Origin of the sequence: Pseudomonas promysalinigenes, assembly GCF_014269025.2 — a bacterium.
GTDB lineage: Bacteria > Pseudomonadota > Gammaproteobacteria > Pseudomonadales > Pseudomonadaceae > Aquipseudomonas > Aquipseudomonas promysalinigenes.
The window spans coordinates 3,369,337-3,384,557 of sequence record NZ_CP077094.1; the positions used below are offsets into that span (position 1 = coordinate 3,369,337).

The window sequence follows — 15,221 nt, forward strand, 5'->3', positions numbered from 1 at the left end:
ACAATTGTCCCGACCCTTTCACGTGGGACATCGACGAAAGGGCCCGGACACGGGTCGGCGCCTACAGCCTTGCGTTGCCGTAACCCCAGTGGTCAACGCGACCGGCGCCGATTTTCGACCAACAAGAACACCAAAACCGTGGAACCTTAGCATGAGCACAGCAATCAGTCCGACTGCTTACAACTATAAGGTCGTCCGCCAGTTCGCCATCATGACGGTGGTCTGGGGGATCCTTGGCATGGGCCTGGGCGTCTTCATCGCCTCGCAGCTGGTGTGGCCGCAATTGAACCTGGATCTGCCCTGGACCAGCTTCGGCCGCCTGCGCCCACTGCACACCAACCTGGTCATTTTTGCCTTCGGTGGCTGTGCGCTGTTTGGCACCAGCTATTATGTGGTGCAGCGTACCTGCCAGACCCGGCTGATCTCCGACGGCATGGCCGCCTTCACCTTCTGGGGTTGGCAGGCGGTAATCGTCGGTGCGCTGATCACTTTGCCGATGGGCCTGACCACGACCAAGGAATACGCCGAGCTCGAATGGCCGCTGGCAATACTGCTGGCCATTGTCTGGGTCACCTACGGGCTGGTGTTCTTCGGCACCATCGTCAAGCGCAAGACCAAGCACATTTATGTCGGCAACTGGTTCTACGGCGCCTTCATCGTGGTCACCGCGATGCTGCATATCGTCAACCACATCTCGCTGCCGGTCAGCCTGTTCAAGTCGTACTCGGCCTATGCAGGCGCCACCGATGCGATGATTCAATGGTGGTACGGCCATAACGCGGTAGGCTTCTTCCTCACCACGGGCTTCCTGGGGATGATGTACTACTTCGTGCCCAAGCAGGCCGAGCGGCCAATCTATTCCTATCGTCTGTCGATCGTTCACTTCTGGGCGCTGATCACCCTGTACATCTGGGCCGGCCCACACCACTTGCACTACACCGCCCTGCCGGATTGGGCGCAGTCGCTGGGCATGGTGATGTCGATCATTCTTCTGGCGCCAAGCTGGGGCGGCATGATCAACGGCATGATGACGCTCTCCGGCGCCTGGCACAAATTGCGCACCGACCCGATCCTGCGCTTTTTGGTGGTATCGCTGGCGTTCTACGGGATGTCCACCTTCGAAGGCCCGATGATGGCCATCAAAACCGTGAACTCGCTGTCGCACTACACCGACTGGACTATCGGCCATGTGCATGCTGGCGCGCTGGGCTGGGTAGCGATGATCTCGATCGGTGCGGTTTACCACATGATCCCGAAACTCTACGGCCGCGAGCAGATGCACAGCATCGGCCTGATCAACGCACATTTCTGGCTGGCGACCATCGGCACCGTGCTGTACATCGCCTCGATGTGGGTCAACGGTATCACCCAAGGCCTGATGTGGCGCGCCATCAACGATGACGGCACGCTCACCTACTCCTTCGTCGAAGCGCTGCAGGCCAGCCACCCTGGCTATATCGTCCGCGCCTTGGGCGGCGCGTTCTTCGCCAGCGGCATGCTGCTGATGGCCTACAACGTGCTGCGTACCGTTCGGGCCGCCAACCCGGTGCAGGCTGAGGAAGCCGCCAAGATCGTCGTCGTGGGAGCGCACTGATGAAGCATGAAGCCGTCGAGAAGAACATAGGCCTGCTGGCCTTCTTCATGGTCATCGCCGTGAGCGTCGGTGGCCTGACCCAAATCGTCCCACTGTTTTTCCAGGACGTAACCAACAAACCGGTCGAAGGCATGAAGCCGCGCACCGCCCTGGAAGTTGAAGGCCGCGATATCTACATCCGTGAAGGCTGTGTCGGCTGCCATTCGCAAATGATCCGCCCGTTCCGCGCCGAAACCGAGCGCTATGGCCACTATTCGGTTGCCGGTGAAAGCGTTTGGGACCACCCGTTCCTGTGGGGCTCCAAGCGCACCGGGCCGGACCTTGCCCGCGTCGGCGGCCGCTACTCCGACGACTGGCACCGTGCGCACCTGTACAACCCGCGCAACGTGGTGCCGGAATCGAAGATGCCTGCCTATCCATGGTTGGTAGAGAACAAGCTCGACGGCAAGGACACCGCGAAAAAGCTGGAAGTGCTGCGCACCCTCGGCACCCCGTACAGCGACGCCGACATCGCCGGCGCCCGCGACGCGGTCAAAGGCAAGACCGAAATGGACGCTCTGGTGGCGTACCTGCAGGGCCTTGGCACCATCATCAAAAGCAAACGGTGAGGCTCAATGGACATCGGGATGATTCGTGGCCTGGGTACCGTCGTGGTGATGGTGGCCTTCGTGGGCCTGGCGTTGTGGGTATTCAGCCCACGGCGCAAGAAGGATTTCGACGAAGCGACCCAACTGCCCTTCGCGGATGATCCCGAGGCCAGCAAGCACGTCGAGCAAGTGAAAGCTTCTGGGAGCAAACAACAATGACAACCTTCTGGAGTCTGTACGTTACCGTCCTGACCCTGGGCACCATCTTCGCCCTGACCTGGCTGTTGCTGTCGACCCGCAAGGGCCAGCGTGAAGAGGTCACCGACGAAACCGTCGGGCATGCCTTCGACGGTATCGAGGAATACGACAATCCACTGCCCAAGTGGTGGTTCTGGCTGTTCGTCGGCACCATCATCTTTGCCTTGGGCTACCTGGTGCTGTACCCCGGCCTGGGCAATTGGAAAGGCATTCTGCCGGGCTACTCGTACCTGGATAACGACAAGCAGACCGAGTTCTCCAACGGCCAGGCCGGCTGGACCGGCGTGCATGAGTGGGAAAAGGAAATGGCCAAGGCCAACGCGCGCTTCGGGCCAATCTTCGCCAAGTACGCCGCCATGCCCATCGAGGAGGTGGCCAAGGACCCACAAGCATTGAAAATGGGCGCACGCCTGTTCGCCTCCAACTGCTCGGTGTGCCACGGCTCCGACGCCAAGGGCGCCTTCGGCTTCCCTAACCTCACCGACAACGACTGGCGTTGGGGTGGCGAGCCTGAAACCATCAAGGCCACCATCATGGGCGGTCGCCACGGCGTGATGCCGGCTTGGGGCCAGGTCATCGGTGACCAAGGGGTGGCTGATGTGGCGGCGTTCGTGGTCAGCAAGCTCGATGGCCGCACGCTGCCCGAAGGCGTCAAGGCCGATGTCGAAAACGGGCAGAAGATCTTTGCCACCAACTGCGTGGCTTGCCACGGGCCGGAAGGCAAAGGCACGCCCGCCATGGGCGCGCCCAACCTGACCCACCCCCAGGCATTCATCTACGGTTCGAGCTTTGCTCAACTGCAGCAGACCATTCGGTACGGCCGCCAAGGGCAGATGCCAGCCCAGGAACAACTGCAGGGTAACGACAAGGTGCACTTGCTGGCGGCTTATGTTTACAGCCTGTCGCATCAGCCGGAACCGGCTCAGGCTCAATAGCCAGGGCCTGGCCCCTTCGCAGGTGAACCTGCGAAGGGGCCGTTACTGGCAGCGCATATTTTACAAACCGATGACCTGGATCAATTGACAGTTTCCATAACACGATTCATGCCCCCAACCCAACGCGGCTAAAGGTCGCAGCGCGAACCCATACCGCTATCAGCGGCGTATCATGGTTCGCAGCGCAACGCAGCATGCGCGAGACTGCGGCCGGCACGCACTGGCCGCGGCTTTTCTCCACTGCCGTGGGACTTGATGATGAGCAAGCAAATTCCGGTACATGACGTCACCCCGCCTGCCAGCAAAGGGAAGGATTCCGTCGACCTCTACGCATCCCGCGAGAAAATCTACACCCGCGCTTTCACCGGGCTATTCCGCAGATTGCGAATGGTCGGTGGGGCTGTACTGTTTCTGCTGTACTTCGGCACTGTCTGGCTGAACTGGGGCGGCCACCAGGCGGTGTGGTGGAACCTGCCTGAGCGCAAGTTCTATATCTTCGGCGCCACCATCTGGCCCCAGGACTTCATCCTGCTGTCAGGCATTCTGATCGTCGCCGCCTTCGGCCTGTTCTTCATCACCGTATTCGCAGGCCGAGTGTGGTGTGGCTACACCTGCCCGCAAAGTGTGTGGACGTGGATCTTCATGTGGTGCGAAAAAGTCACCGAAGGCGACCGCAACCAGCGCATCAAGCTCGATCGCTCCCCCATGAGCGGCAACAAGTTTCTGCGCAAGTTCGCCAAGCACAGCCTATGGCTGCTGATCGGCTTCGTCACCGGCATCACGTTCGTTGGCTACTTCTCGCCGATCCGCGAACTGCTGATCGAGTTCTTCACAGGCGATGCCGATGGCTGGGCCTACTTCTGGGTCGGCTTCTTCACCCTTGCCACCTACGGCAACGCTGGCTGGCTGCGCGAGCAGGTGTGCGTTCACATGTGCCCTTATGCGCGCTTTCAGAGCGTGATGTTCGACAAGGACACCCTGATCGTTTCGTACGACCCGCGCCGCGGCGAAGTACGCGGCCCGCGCAAGAAGGACAGTGATTACAAAGCCAAAGGCCTTGGCGATTGCATCGACTGCACCTTGTGCGTACAGGTCTGCCCCACTGGCATCGACATCCGCGACGGCCTGCAGATCGAATGCATCGGCTGCGCGGCGTGCATCGACGCCTGCGACAATGTGATGGAAAAGATGAATTATCCCAAAGGGCTTATCAGTTACACCACCGAGCACAACCTTTCCGGGCAACAGACCCACATGCTGCGGCCTCGACTGATCGGCTATGCCGTGGTGTTGCTGGTCATGATCATTGCTTTGGCCACTGCCTTCGCCACCCGCCCGCTGGTGGGCCTAGATGTCAGCAAGGACCGCGTGCTGTATCGCGAAAATGCCCAAGGCCGCATCGAGAACGTATACAGCCTCAAGGTCATGAACAAGGATCAGCGCGACCACGTCTACGTGCTGGACGCCACCGGCTTGCCTGACCTGCGCCTGGAAGGCCAGCAGGAAATTCGCGTTGCCGCAGGCGACATCGTCAGCCTGCCCGTGCAGCTATCGATCGCCCCCGAAAAGCTGCCCTCGACCACCAACGAAATCACCTTCATCCTCAAGAGCGCCGATGACGGCACCGCTACGGTTGAAGCCAATAGCCGCTTCATCGGCCCACAGATCCGCTGACAGAGAGAACACTCACAATGCCTGCCGCCACCGCCGCCAGCCCCTGGTACAAGCACCTCTGGCCCTGGATCATCATCGGCATCCTGACCACCTCGGTATGCTTGAGCCTGACCATGGTCAGCATCGCTGTGCATAACCCCGACAACCTGGTCAACGACAACTACTACGAGGCGGGCAAAGGCATCAACCGTTCACTGGACCGGGAACTGCTGGCACAGACCCTCAAGCTCAAAGCTAGCGTGCACCTGGATGAGCTGACCGGCGAGGTGGCTGTGCGACTGAACGGGGATAGTGACCCCCAGGGCCTGGAGCTGAACCTGATTTCACCCACCCAGCCAGACAAGGACCGCAAGGTGCTGCTCAGCCGGGTCGAGGCCGGGCGCTATGTCGGGCAGCTTCAGGATCAGGTCGAGGGCCGTCGTTTCGTAGAGCTGCTGGGCAACCAGGATGGCCAGGTATGGCGACTGTTCGAAGAAGAAAAGGTCGAGCATGGCGTGACCTTGCAGCTGGGTGACGAAGCCTTGCAAGGTGCCGAGCACCAGCAATGACCCAACCCACCCCCTGCTACCACTGCGCCCTGCCCGTACCTGCCGGCAACCGCTTCACCGCCGTGGTGCTCGGCGAACCCCGTCCGTTCTGCTGCCCAGGCTGCCAGGCAGTGGCCCAGGCCATCGTCGCCAGCGGCCTGGCGCACTACTACCAACACCGCAGTGACAGCAGTACCAACCCCGAAGCGCTCCCCAGGCAACTGCAAGACGAATTGGCCCTGTACGACCGCAGCGATGTGCAACAGCGCTTCGTGCGCCACACAGGCGAACTCGCCGAGGCCACCCTGTTGGTCGAAGGCATCACGTGCGCTGCCTGCGGCTGGCTGATTGAAAAACACCTGCGTCAGCTGCCAGGCGTCGCCCAAGCGCGCCTGAACCTGTCCAACCATCGCCTGCTGGTGAACTGGGACGAACAGCAACTACCGCTGTCACAGGTGCTCGCCGAACTGCGTCAGATCGGCTACGCCGCCCACCCGTACCAACCCGATCAGGCGGCAGAGCAGTTGGCCAGGGAAAACCGCAGCGCGCTGCGCCGCCTGGGGGTCGCCGGGCTGCTGTGGTTTCAAGCGATGATGGCGACCATGGCCACTTGGCCGGAGTTCAACATCGACCTGTCGCCGCAACTCCATACCATCCTGCGCTGGGTCGCTTTGTTCCTGACCATCCCCATCGTGTTCTACAGCTGCGCCCCTTTCTTCAAGGGAGCTGCACGGGACCTGCGCACCCGTCACCTGACCATGGATGTCTCGGTATCGCTGGCCATTGCCCTGGCCTTCGGCGCAGGCATCTGGACCGCCGTGACCGGCCATGGCGAGCTGTATTTCGATACCGTCGGCATGTTCGCTCTGTTCCTGCTCACCGGCCGCTACCTGGAACGCCGCGCCCGCGAGCGCACCGCTGCGGCCACCGCACAATTGGTCAACCTGCTGCCTGCCTCGTGCCTGCGCCTGGACGCATTCGGCCGCACCGAGCGCATCCTGCTGGGCGAGCTGCAGCGTGGCGACACCGTGCAGGTGCTGCCCGGCGCGGTGATACCGGCCGACGGGTGCATCGTCGAAGGCCACTCGAGCGTGGATGAGTCGGTGCTGACGGGTGAGTACCTGCCCCTTCCCCGGCGTGCTGGCGAACGGGTCACCGGGGGTACCCTGAATGTGGAGAGCACGCTGCACGTGCAAGTCGAGGCCCTGGGCCAAGACTCACGCCTGTCAGCCATCGTTCGCCTGCTGGAGCGCGCGCAAACCGAGAAACCACGCTTGGCAGAAATTGCCGACCGCGCCTCGCAGTACTTTCTGCTGTTTTCGCTGTTGGCGGCGGTGGCCATCGGCCTGTGGTGGTGGCTTCAGGACCCGCCGCGGGCATTCTGGATTGTCCTGGCCATGCTGGTGGCGACTTGCCCTTGCGCCCTGTCCCTGGCCACGCCCACCGCGCTCACCGCCGCCACCGGTACATTGCACAAGCTAGGCTTGCTGGTGACCCGCGGCCATGTGCTGGAGGGCCTTAACCAGATCGACACGGTGATCTTCGATAAAACCGGCACACTTACCGAAGGCCGCCTGACCCTGCGCCACATTCATCCGCTGGCCGCGCTGCCTGCCGAGCGCTGCCTGGCCTTGGCTGCCGCCTTGGAAAACCGCTCCGAACACCCGATCGCCCGCGCCTTTGGCCGTACTGCAAGCCCTGCAGACGACGTTCAAACGATTCCGGGGCTGGGGCTGGAAGGCAAGCTGGACAATGAACTGCTGCGCATTGGCCAAGCCACGTTCGTCTGCGCCCTGAGCGGCGCCGAGATCCCCTCGGTGCCGCAGCCACGCGGCCAGTGGCTGCTGCTGGGCAACCGCCAGGGCCCACTGGCCTGGTTCGGCCTGGACGACCGCCTGCGCGAGGATGCCCCAGCCCTGCTCGCGGCCTGCCAGGCTCGGGGTTGGCGCACCCTCCTGCTGTCCGGCGATAGCTCGCCGATGGTCACCGAGGTCGCCGCGCAATTGGGTATCGACCAGGCCGTTGGGGGGCTGCGCCCGGACGACAAACTCGAACGCCTGAAAGCGTTGCAGGCAGCCGGGCGCAAGGTCCTGATGCTGGGGGACGGAGTCAACGACGTGCCGGTACTCGCCGCAGCCGACATCAGTATCGCCATGGGCAGCGCAACCGACCTTGCCAAGACCAGCGCCGATGCCGTGCTGCTGTCCAACCGTTTGCAGGCATTGGTCAGTGCCTTCGACCTCGCCCGGCGCACCCGCCGCAACATCCTCGAGAACCTGCTCTGGGCAACCCTGTACAATAGCCTGATGTTGCCGTTCGCCGCGCTTGGCTGGATCACCCCGGTGTGGGCGGCGGTCGGCATGTCGGTCAGTTCCCTGATCGTGGTGCTCAACGCCCTGCGCCTGACCCGCCTGGCTAGCCTGCCGGCGCCCCTGGGGCCAGCGGCGAGCGACACGACCGCCCACCCAAGGAAAACGCCATGCCCGCGCTCTACGTAATGATCCCGGCCGCCCTGCTGCTGGTCGGCGTGGCGGTGTACATTTTTTTCTGGGCGGTGGACAGCGGCCAGTACGACGATCTCGATGGCCCTGCCCACAGCATTCTGTTCGACGACCAGGATCCACGGCACCAGGCGGCCGTCAAACCTGAACCTGAACAGGCCCCGGGGCCTGACGATAAGGATGTCCCTCCTCGTGCCTGATCTCGTTCCCCTGCTCGGTTCAGCGCTGATCCTGGGCCTGCTCGGCGGTGGTCATTGCCTGGGCATGTGCGGCGGCCTGATGGGTGCGCTGACCCTGGCCATACCTCCCGAGCAACGTGGCCGGCGTTTGCGTTTGCTGGTGGCCTACAACCTGGGGCGGGTTTTCAGCTATGCCTGCGCAGGCCTGCTGCTGGGGCTGGCCGGCTGGGCAGTGGCCAGCAGCCCCGCCGCCATGGCCTTGCGGGTAGTGGCTGCACTGCTGCTGATCGCCATGGGCCTGTACCTGGCAGGCTGGTGGAATGGCTTGACCCGTATCGAAGCACTAGGCCGGGGCCTGTGGCGCGTTATTCAACCGGCAGCTTCCCGTCTGATGCCGGTGTCCAGCCTGCCGCAGGCGCTGCTGCTGGGGGCGCTGTGGGGCTGGCTGCCATGCGGTTTGGTCTACAGCACCTTGCTGTGGGCGGCCAGCCAGGGCAGTGCCGGCTACAGCGCAGCGCTGATGCTGGCATTCGGGCTGGGCACCTGGCCCATACTGCTGGCCACAGGGCTTGCCGCTCAGCGGGTAAACGCGTTGTTGAGACGGCGCAGTGTGCGGGTGGCAGGCGGGCTGCTGGTCATCCTGTTTGGCCTGTGGACGCTGCCTGGCCCACATCAGCACTGGCTGATGGGCCACTGACCGCGCCGCTCTACGGCGCTGTCTAGCTTTGATACAAATCAACACAGTTGCTTACAGACGGCCATAGACTCCGGACATTGCTGCATCATCCGGGGATTGCCCACATGCTCGCCGACTTACGTTGGGATGCCGACCTGATTCATCGCTACGATCTGGCCGGCCCACGCTACACCTCTTATCCAACCGCCGTGCAACTGCACAGCGAGGTAGGCTCGTTCGACCTGCTGCATGCCCTGCGCGAGAGCCGCAGGGCCGTGCGCCCGCTGTCGTTGTATGTACACGTGCCGTTCTGCGCCAACATCTGCTACTACTGTGCGTGCAACAAGGTGATCACCAAGGATCGCGGGCGCGCGGCACCTTACCTGCAACGCCTGGAGCAGGAGATCCAGCTGATCGCCTGCCACCTGGACCCTAAACAGCAGGTTGAACAACTGCATTTCGGGGGTGGTACACCCACTTTCCTCAGCCATGTGGAACTGCGCCAGTTGATGGCTACCCTGCGCCAGCACTTCAACCTGCTGGATGATGATTCCGGCGACTACGGCATCGAGATCGACCCCCGAGAGGCCGACTGGTCGACCATGGGCCTGCTGCGCGAGTTGGGCTTCAACCGCGTCAGCCTCGGCGTGCAGGACCTGGACCCGGCAGTGCAGCGAGCGATCAACCGGCTGCAAAGCCTGGAGCAGACCCGCACCCTGATCGAGGCGGCCCGCACTTTGCAGTTTCGCTCGATCAACCTTGACCTGATCTACGGCCTGCCAAAACAGAGCGTGGACGGTTTTGCCCGCACGGTCGAAGAAGTGATCCGCCTGCAACCCGACCGCCTTTCGGTGTTCAACTACGCCCACCTGCCCGAGCGTTTCATGCCACAGCGCCGCATCGACAGCAACGACTTGCCGGCCCCGGCAGCGAAGCTGGAAATGCTGCACAACACCATCGAGCAGCTCACCGCCGCTGGCTATCACTACATCGGCATGGACCATTTCGCCCTGCCAGACGACGAGCTGGCGATGGCTCAGGAAGAAGGCACCTTGCAGCGCAACTTCCAGGGCTACACCACCCATGGCCACTGCGACCTGATCGGCCTGGGCGTCTCGGCGATCAGCCAGATCGGTGACCTGTACTGCCAGAACAGCAGCGATCTCAACACCTACCAGCAAGCGTTGTCCACTACGCAACTGGCGACTCAGCGAGGGTTGGTCTGCAATCATGACGACCGCCTGCGGCGGGCAGTCATTCAGCAGTTGATCTGCCATTTCGAGCTGGATTTCGAACCAATCGAGAGAGCCTTCACGGTGGATTTTCGCGGCTATTTCAATGACCTCTGGCCGCAATTGTTGCGCATGCAGCGCGATGGGTTGATCAAGCTCGACGACAAAGGCATCCGTATCATGCCGGCCGGGCGCTTGCTGGCACGCTCGGTGTGCATGGTGTTCGACGCTTACCTGGCGATGCACAACCGCCAGCGTTTTTCGCGGGTTATCTGACACGCGAGCCACTCAACCGCATGGACAACCCTGCCTGCCAGGCACACTATGGGCCCACAAGCACTGCCGGCATTCATCCTGCCGGGGCTTGGCCAGTTCGCACCACCCTAGCGGACACTGGCCTACACTTGCTGTCGTGGGTTACCCTTACGACTTATGTGTGCTTTTCCACAAGGATCGATTCATATGTCCGAGCCAGTCAAACTGCGCGCTCACACCCAGGCCCATTGCAAGGACTGCAGCCTGGCCCCCCTGTGCCTGCCTCTTTCGCTCAATCTGGAAGACATGGATGCACTGGATGAAATCGTCAAGCGCGGGCGCCCGCTGAAGAAAGGTGAATTCCTGTTCCGTCAGGGTGACAATTTTGGCTCGGTGTACGCCGTACGTTCCGGGGCGCTGAAAACTTTCAGCCTCAGCGACAGCGGTGAAGAGCAGATTACTGGCTTCCACCTGCCCAGTGAGCTGGTCGGGTTGTCCGGCATGGATACCGAGGCCTACCCGGTATCGGCCCAGGCCCAGGAAACCACCTCGGTCTGCGAAATTCCCTTCGAGCGCCTCGATGAGCTGTCCGTCCAGCTGCCACAGTTGCGACGGCAGCTGATGCGGGTAATGAGCCGCGAAATTCGTGACGATCAGCAAATGATGTTGCTGCTGTCGAAGAAGACCGCCGACGAGCGCATCGCCACCTTCCTGGTCAACCTGTCCGCACGCTTCCGCGCCCGCGGCTACTCGGCCAACCAGTTCCGCCTGAGCATGTCGCGCAACGAGATCGGCAACTACCTGGGCCTGGCGGTGGAGACCGTCTCACGGGTGTTCACGCGCTTCCAGCAAAACGGCTTGCTGCGAGCCGAAGGCAAGGAGGTGCATATCCTCGACCCGATCCAGTTGTGCGCGCTGGCGGGCGGAGCAATGGAAGCCTGACACCGGCGTTTAGCGGGTATACTTGGGCATTCGTTTTCCCAGGATACCCGCACCAATGCACAGCGATGCCTTCGACCTCAAAGCCCTGATCCGCCCGGTAGTGGACTTTCCCAAACCCGGCGTGATCTTCCGCGACATCACCCCATTGTTCCAGTCGCCGCGCGGGCTGCGCTTCGTCGCCGACCAATTCATCGAGCGTTATGTCGAGGCTGAGTTCAGCCATATCGGCGCGATGGATGCCCGTGGCTTTCTGATCGGTTCGATCATCGCCCACCAGCTGAACAAGCCGCTGATCCTGTTCCGCAAGCAGGGCAAGCTGCCGGCCGATGTGCTGAGCGAGGGCTATCAGACCGAATACGGCGAAGCCTTCCTGGAAGTGCACGCCGACAGTTTGTGCGAAGGTGATTCGGTGCTGATCTTCGATGACCTGATTGCCACCGGCGGCACGCTGCTGGCTGCGGCCAACCTGGTGCGCCGCACCGGGGCCCAGGTGTTCGAAGCGGCAGCGATTATCGACCTGCCGGAGCTTGAGGGTTCGCGCAGGCTGCAGGCGGCCGGGGTGCCGACCTTCTGCCTGACCGAGTTTTCCTTGAGCGAATACTGATGCGCTGGCCGGGGCCGCCTACGGCCCTGGCCTTTACAACGAGATCGGCTTACGCCCGGCAAAGGCGTGGGCCAGGGTACCACCATCGACCAGCTCCAGCTCCCCACCCAGCGGCACGCCATGGGCGATGCGCGAAGCCACCAGTCCTTTCTCGTTCAGCAATTGAGCGATGTAATGCGCAGTCGCCTCACCTTCCACGGTAGGGTTGGTCGCCAAGATCACTTCGGTGAAGCTGCCCTGTTCTTCGATCCGCGCCATCAGCTGCGGCACGCCAATCGCCTCCGGCCCCAAGCCGTCGAGTGGCGAGAGGTGCCCCTTGAGCACGAAGTAACGCCCGCGATAGCCGGTCTGCTCCACCGCGTACACATCCATCGGCCCTTCTACTACGCATAATTGCGTGTCATCGCGGCGCGGGTCGCTGCACTGCGGGCACAATTCCTGCTCGGTCAGGGTGCGGCACTGGCGGCAGTGGCCAACCCCCTCCATGGCTTGGCTCAACGCCTGGGCCAGGCGCATGCCGCCGCTGCGGTCGCGCTCGAGCAGTTGCAAGGCCATGCGCTGGGCGGTTTTCTGGCCAACGCCTGGAAGCGTGCGCAGGGCGTCGATCAGTTGGCGGATCAGGGGGCTGAAGCTCATGTAGACAGGCCTGCAAGTCTTGGGAACAAAATGAACGAGGGAGCAACGACCGGCAGGCCGTTACTCCCCCTGTAAAGCAAGAACCGGATCAGAATGGCATCTTGAAGCCTGGTGGCAATTGCATGCCGGCAGTCATGTTGCCCATCTTGTCCTGGCTGTTCTGCTCGATCTTGCGCACCGCGTCGTTCAGCGCAGCGGCGATCAGGTCTTCCAGCACTTCCTTGTCGTCCTCATCGGTAGACATCAGGCTCTGGTCGATGCTGACACGCTTGACGTCGTGACGACCGGTCATCACCACGCTTACCAGGCCGCCACCGGACTGGCCGGTGACTTCGGCGTTGGCCAGCTCTTCCTGCATTTTTTGCATCTTTTCTTGCATCTGCTGGGCCTGCTTCATCAGGCCGGCCATGCCACCTTTCATCATGGGGTATACCTCGATTGGGTCATGTGATGCAGCCAGGCAAAGGGCCGGCCGCATGGTTGTCGATCATTGGCCCTGGCTGGCCAGAGCCTCTACGGGTTCAATAGTATCCTGCCTCACCGTGGCACCGAACTGCTTGATCATCTGCTGGATCAGTGGGTCCTGCTCGATCGACAGCACGGCACCCTGCTGGCGTTCGGCGCGCTTGCGAGCTGCGGCCTGGGCCGGGGTTTCCTGTTCTGGGCGAATCAGTTCGATCCGCAGGTTCAGGGTGCGCCCCAGATGCTGGTTGAGCGCTTCGTTCAGCCGGCGTTGCTGAGTGGTGTTGAACAGTGCGCCCTGACCAGGGTCCAGGTGCAGCAACCAATCATCACCGTCAGCGGCTATCAGGGTACAGTTCGCTGCGATGTTGCCTGTCATACCCGAGACAGGCAACTGTGGGAATAATTCCAGCCATTGCAGTGCCAAACCGGTAGCAGGCTGAGCAGCCGGCAGTGGTTCGGGCGCTGGCACAGGGGCAGCTTCCTGAACGTGTTCGGCCAGCTCATCCAAATAGCTGAAGCCTACTGGGTCGCTTTCACCCGCGTAGTATTCCTCATCCATCGGCGGTTCGTCGTCACGATCCATGCCGGCCGAGGCGTAGGCTGACGGGTCGAAGGGCGGCTCGTCGTACACCGGTGGCGCGCTTGACGAGGCAACAACCGGGGCTGGTGCTGGAGCAGGCTCATGCGGCGCGGCGGGCTCCTCCCAAGGCAGGTCGATCACCTCTTCCACCGGCGCAGGCTCTGGCGCAGGCGACGCGGGTTCTGGTTGTGGTTCTGCTGCCGGCTCAGGGACCGGCGCGACAACAGTGGCGGCGTCTTGCGGCGCAGGCTGCGCCGCTGCAACGGCAGGCGCCTGTGCAGGCACCTCTGGCACTGCCACCGAGGTTGCTGGATCAGCTGTGGCCTGGCTGATCCCCATTGGCTTTAGCACCGGTTTCGGCGCATCGTCGGTATCTGCCGGGCGAAACGCCAACATGCGCAGCAGGACCATTTCGAAGCCGCCGCGTGGGTCGGGCGCCAGCGGTAGGTCGCGACGACCAATCAGGCCCATCTGGTAATAGAACTGCACATCTTCTGCCGGTAATGCTGCGGCCAGCGCCAGCACACGCTCGCGATCGCCCTGGCCGTTGTCCACTGCCTCAGGCAACGCCTGGGCGATGGCCACTCGGTGCAGCACATTGAGCATTTCCGCCAGTACACCACTCCAATCCGGCCCCTGCTCGGCCAGGTTGCGCACCGCTTCAAGCAGTGCACGCGCGTCGCCTTCGAGCAGCGCCTGCAGCACGCCATAAACCTGGCCGTGGTCAAGGCTGCCGAGCATGGCCCGCACATCGGCAGCAAGCACCTTACCTTCACCGAAGGCGATCGCCTGGTCGGTAAGGCTCATGGCGTCACGCATCGAACCATCGGCGGCACGCCCGAGCAGCCACAAGGCATCAGCCTCGAATGGCACATTTTCGGCCTGCAACACGTGGCTCAAGTGCTCCACCACCCGCTCCGGGCTCATGTTCTTCAGCGAGAACTGCAAGCAGCGCGAGAGGATGGTGGCCGGCAGTTTTTGCGGGTCGGTGGTGGCAAGGATGAACTTGACGTAGGGCGGTGGCTCTTCCAGCGTCTTGAGCAGGGCGTTGAACGAGTGGGTGGAGAGCATGTGCACTTCGTCGATCAGGTAGACCTTGAAGCGCCCACGGCTTGGCGCGTACTGCACATTATCGAGCAGTTCGCGGGTGTCCTCGACTTTGGTGCGGCTGGCGGCGTCGATCTCGATCAGGTCGACGAAGCGCCCTTCGTCGATCTCCCGGCATACCGAGCAGGTGCCGCAGGGTGTCGAAGTGATACCGGTTTCGCAGTTCAGGCATTTGGCGATGATTCGCGCGATGGTAGTCTTGCCCACGCCCCGCGTACCGGTGAACAGGTACGCATGGTGCAGACGCTGGTTGTCCAAGGCGTTGATCAAGGCCTTGAGCACATGGGTCTGGCCGACCATTTCGCGGAACGAGCGCGGACGCCATTTACGTGCAAGAACCTGATAACTCATCGAAAAACCATCGTAGCCTGAACGAGCGGAAGATCGCTAATGCTAGCGGAGCGGGGGCAAAATTGCACCCTGCACGGCTCGTCTAAGCTAAGCGACAGGTACGTTGTTCAAGGAGGAT

At 62.3% G+C, this 15,221-nt stretch carries 15 protein-coding genes; 12 read left to right on the plus strand and 3 right to left on the minus strand.

Annotation, left to right across the window (positions count from 1 at the left end; translation table 11 throughout):
* Nucleotides 1–151 precede the first annotated feature (151 nt).
* The 12 genes from ccoN to HU725_RS15465 all read left to right on the plus strand — a co-directional run bounded on the left by ccoN (nucleotide 152) and on the right by HU725_RS15465 (nucleotide 11,964).
* Entirely contained in the window at nucleotides 152–1,594 is a 1,443-nt protein-coding gene (gene ccoN, locus HU725_RS15410; RefSeq protein ID WP_060479560.1) for a cytochrome-c oxidase, cbb3-type subunit I, read from the plus strand.
* Entirely contained in the window at nucleotides 1,594–2,202 is a 609-nt protein-coding gene (gene ccoO / locus HU725_RS15415) for a cytochrome-c oxidase, cbb3-type subunit II (RefSeq protein ID WP_054884105.1), read from the plus strand. The genes ccoN and ccoO overlap by 1 nt, the downstream gene beginning before the upstream one ends.
* Before the next feature lie 6 nt (nucleotides 2,203–2,208).
* A complete protein-coding gene (locus HU725_RS15420; RefSeq protein ID WP_186478448.1) occupies nucleotides 2,209–2,400 on the plus strand; it encodes a cbb3-type cytochrome oxidase subunit 3 in 192 nt (63 codons plus the stop codon).
* On the plus strand, nucleotides 2,397–3,374 hold the full coding sequence (gene ccoP / locus HU725_RS15425) for a cytochrome-c oxidase, cbb3-type subunit III (RefSeq protein ID WP_060479558.1): 978 nt from the start codon (nucleotides 2,397–2,399) through the stop codon (nucleotides 3,372–3,374). The genes HU725_RS15420 and ccoP overlap by 4 nt, the downstream gene beginning before the upstream one ends.
* Nucleotides 3,375–3,632: 258 nt before the next feature.
* Complete coding sequence (gene ccoG / locus HU725_RS15430; RefSeq protein WP_186478449.1) at nucleotides 3,633–5,048, plus strand: cytochrome c oxidase accessory protein CcoG; 1,416 nt, start codon at nucleotides 3,633–3,635, stop codon at nucleotides 5,046–5,048.
* 17 nt (nucleotides 5,049–5,065) lie between these two features.
* Nucleotides 5,066–5,596, plus strand: coding sequence for a FixH family protein (locus tag HU725_RS15435; RefSeq protein ID WP_060479556.1), 531 nt, complete (start codon nucleotides 5,066–5,068; stop codon nucleotides 5,594–5,596).
* Nucleotides 5,593–8,073, plus strand: coding sequence for a heavy metal translocating P-type ATPase (locus HU725_RS15440; protein ID WP_225915492.1), 2,481 nt, complete (start codon nucleotides 5,593–5,595; stop codon nucleotides 8,071–8,073). The genes HU725_RS15435 and HU725_RS15440 overlap by 4 nt, the downstream gene beginning before the upstream one ends.
* Complete coding sequence (gene ccoS, locus HU725_RS15445) at nucleotides 8,055–8,276, plus strand: cbb3-type cytochrome oxidase assembly protein CcoS (protein WP_060479554.1); 222 nt, start codon at nucleotides 8,055–8,057, stop codon at nucleotides 8,274–8,276. Before HU725_RS15440 ends, ccoS begins: the two co-directional genes overlap by 19 nt.
* Nucleotides 8,269–8,952 carry a sulfite exporter TauE/SafE family protein gene (locus HU725_RS15450; protein ID WP_186478450.1) on the plus strand — a complete coding sequence of 228 codons (684 nt, stop codon included), beginning with the start codon at nucleotides 8,269–8,271 and terminating at the stop codon, nucleotides 8,950–8,952. Before ccoS ends, HU725_RS15450 begins: the two co-directional genes overlap by 8 nt.
* Nucleotides 8,953–9,056: 104 nt before the next feature.
* Entirely contained in the window at nucleotides 9,057–10,439 is a 1,383-nt protein-coding gene (gene hemN, locus HU725_RS15455) for an oxygen-independent coproporphyrinogen III oxidase (protein ID WP_186478451.1), read from the plus strand.
* A gap of 186 nt (nucleotides 10,440–10,625) precedes the next feature.
* On the plus strand, nucleotides 10,626–11,360 hold the full coding sequence (fnrA, locus tag HU725_RS15460; RefSeq protein ID WP_186478452.1) for a Crp/Fnr family transcriptional regulator FnrA: 735 nt from the start codon (nucleotides 10,626–10,628) through the stop codon (nucleotides 11,358–11,360).
* 55 nt (nucleotides 11,361–11,415) lie between these two features.
* Nucleotides 11,416–11,964 carry an adenine phosphoribosyltransferase gene (locus tag HU725_RS15465; RefSeq protein WP_060479550.1) on the plus strand — a complete coding sequence of 183 codons (549 nt, stop codon included), beginning with the start codon at nucleotides 11,416–11,418 and terminating at the stop codon, nucleotides 11,962–11,964.
* A 33-nt stretch (nucleotides 11,965–11,997) separates the two neighbouring features.
* On the opposite strand, the gene recR is transcribed toward HU725_RS15465, so the two are convergent.
* The 3 genes from recR to dnaX all read right to left on the minus strand — a co-directional run bounded on the left by recR (nucleotide 11,998) and on the right by dnaX (nucleotide 15,103).
* Nucleotides 11,998–12,600, minus strand: a complete 603-nt coding sequence (gene recR, locus HU725_RS15470) for a recombination mediator RecR (RefSeq protein WP_060479549.1) — start codon at nucleotides 12,598–12,600, stop codon at nucleotides 11,998–12,000.
* An 88-nt stretch (nucleotides 12,601–12,688) separates the two neighbouring features.
* On the minus strand, nucleotides 12,689–13,024 hold the full coding sequence (locus tag HU725_RS15475; protein WP_027921266.1) for a YbaB/EbfC family nucleoid-associated protein: 336 nt from the start codon (nucleotides 13,022–13,024) through the stop codon (nucleotides 12,689–12,691).
* A 63-nt stretch (nucleotides 13,025–13,087) separates the two neighbouring features.
* Entirely contained in the window at nucleotides 13,088–15,103 is a 2,016-nt protein-coding gene (gene dnaX, locus HU725_RS15480; RefSeq protein WP_186478453.1) for a DNA polymerase III subunit gamma/tau, read from the minus strand.
* Nucleotides 15,104–15,221 lie beyond the last annotated feature (118 nt).